The 2,261-nt window shown below is 27.0% G+C and carries 1 pseudogene; it reads left to right on the forward strand.

Annotated elements, in window-relative coordinates:
* A pseudogene (locus ACLUJM_RS07645) lies at positions 1-2,261 on the forward strand (conjugal transfer protein); the annotation flags it as partial.

The raw sequence follows: 2,261 nt of genomic DNA on the forward strand, positions 1-2,261 counted from the left end.
TTTTTTACTGAAAAGCATGATTTAAAAGAACAAGCAGATTTCTTGAAAAATGAATATGGCGTAGGTGGAAGTTCTCATGCACTATCTGCTGCAAGAGAAAGTGGTGAGTGGCACGATGCGAAGGGAATAAAATATAATAAAGGTAATGCAAAAGAAATACAACTATCATGGTCCAATGTTGCAAGAAAAATTAATGACCTTATTAAAAAGAATAGATATATAGATGAAGAAAGTTTTGAAGAAAATAGGGAGAAAAAAACAGATCAGGAAATAAATAAAACAGAAAAAGAAAGCCAGGAGTATATAAATTATCAAGATGATTTGCCTCCAACTGATAATGATGTATATATAGAAAGAACAAATAATAGTTCTATATATTATTATCAAGGACAGTCTGTAGCAAGTATAGGTGATGATGGAAAACTTATCATTTATGATGAATTTATACCAAACTTTTTAAAAGAAGAAATATATTCCATAGCCTTTGAAAAACAATTAGATATACCATTAGACCAGTTAGACGATGGAATTATTCTTGAGGGAATACATGACACTTTTTATATTAAAGAAAAGGAAGAAATAGAAGGAAGAGAATATTACCTTTTAGAAAGTCAAAGTCGATATGATGATATTCCAAATATTGTAGTTAATTCTAACAAAGAAGTTATAGATGATGATATAGTAAATGGTTTTGAAGAATTTAAGGAATTTTATACTAATAAAAATAAAGAGAATATAGGTTTTGATTTAGATAGCCATATAAAAGATGATTATTGGATAATTGAGTTTAATGAGGGTTCAAGTCTAATAGAAAAAGATTATGCAGGACAAAGGCTGACTAAAGAACTATTAGATGAAATAAGGGAAATAGATGAAAAGATAAGACTTCATAATAAGACCTTAGGAGAAGATGAATATGGGCAGATGACTGATAAGTGGGAGGGGTATTCCAAATTCTATTTTAACCATATAGTAGATGGGAAAATAGTTGATCACTATAAGATAGACATAGGTGATGGAAATGAGATCAACCAAAGAGACTTTGAATTTCTTTATGAACAAATAGGAAAAAGTCAGATAGAACTTAATCAAACTATAGAAGAAAATAAGATAGATGAAAAAATAATTTCCATAGACCAAATTGAAGATAAACTTTTCGATGTATTAGTTAAGGATAAAGTTTTAGAAAATGAAATTATAAAGGCAAGAGAAAACTTAGGAAATAATACCTTAGCAAGTTTTAACTCTGTATTCCAAAGAGAATATGCAAAAATCATGAGAGAAGTTGCCGATAAGCAGGGAAATCTTCCAGATGATATGAAGTCAATAGATAAGGTTAAAGAATTAGGCATTAGAATAGAACATAGATATAGAGAATATTTAAATAATTCACTTGAAAACAATATAGAAGATGATAAGGAGATACTCTCTATAAAAGTGGGAGATATAGTTAAAACAGAGGATAATAAATATTTAAAAATAAAAAATATTTCCAGTGGATATGATAATAACCATAATCAAATAACATATTATTCATATGATGCCTATTTTGATAAGGACTTAAAACTATTCTCACATTCCTTTAAAGAAAGCGATTTAAAAGCTTTAGAAGTATTAAGAAATGAAGTAGAAGAAAAATTAACAAAAGAGATTGTAGAAGATAAAATAGCAGTAAAAGTAGGAATTTATTACGCTTTAGTAGATAAAGAGAAAACAAAGGATATAGAACTAGAAGAGACAGGAATTAGAGTTTATCCAAGAAAGGAAAACTCACAAGGAAAGATCTATACTTTATATAAAGGGAAATCTTTTGAAGATAGCAAAAAAATAGACAGTTTGTTTGATGAAATTACTGCCAAAATGAAAGAATCAAACCTTACAAATTTAAATGATGTATTAGAATTGGAAAGGGAAGGTTTATTTGAAATTACTGATGATAAAGTTACAAAATTTGAGGAAGGCTATGATATAGATGTTCAAAGCTTTAATCAGCAATTTCCAGATTATTATAATGATATATATGTTTTTAATAAAAATCTTGAAATCAATGGAGCATATCAAAATTTAGCACATATAAATGAAAAAAATAAAATTACTTTTAATATAAATTTATCTCAAGAAGAAAAATCAAAAATTGAAGAAATAAGAGATAAAAAAGAAGTTCTTTCCAAGTTAATAGATAAGGATATCAAAGAAAAAAGAGAATACTATTTTGATCCTCAAAATGAAGAATACTTACTACTATCAAAGAAAATAGAAGA

The sequence above is a fragment of the Finegoldia sp. genome, from assembly GCF_046991905.1.
In the GTDB taxonomy this organism is placed as follows: domain Bacteria; phylum Bacillota; class Clostridia; order Tissierellales; family Peptoniphilaceae; genus Finegoldia.